The sequence below is a fragment of the Pseudomonas sp. HY13-MNA-CIBAN-0226 genome, from assembly GCF_040310305.1.
Classification (GTDB): Bacteria; Pseudomonadota; Gammaproteobacteria; order Pseudomonadales; family Pseudomonadaceae; genus Aquipseudomonas; species Aquipseudomonas gregormendelii.
This window is the reverse complement of the sequence record NZ_JBEOPS010000558.1, coordinates 1-242: the sequence shown is the minus strand read 5'-3', so window position 1 is coordinate 242 and position 242 is coordinate 1. Positions and strand designations below refer to the sequence as shown.

1 protein-coding gene is annotated in these 242 nt (G+C 41.3%); it reads left to right on the top strand.

From position 1 onward, the window contains the following. Nucleotides 1-38: 38 nt before the first annotated feature. Nucleotides 39-242, top strand: a 204-nt coding sequence (locus AAEZ05_RS29900; protein ID WP_350650272.1) for a putative quinol monooxygenase, incomplete at its 3' end; no start/stop codon positions are given.

The following is a 242-nucleotide window of genomic DNA, read 5'->3' as shown; positions in this document are numbered from 1 at the left end:
CTCAAAATCATCATAGTATATAAACATAGGAAGCCATTATGAACACGCAAGCAAACCAAGCCATCACCCTCGTTGCCACTATTGAGATCAAACCCGAACACACTGAGCAAGCCAAATCTGAGCTACTCAAGCTAACCAAAGCGTCACAAGCTGAAACAGGCTGTATTCAGTATAACCTACATCAAGACAATGCCAATCCTAATAATTTTGTCACTTATGAGGTTTGGGAAAATCAGGAGCTG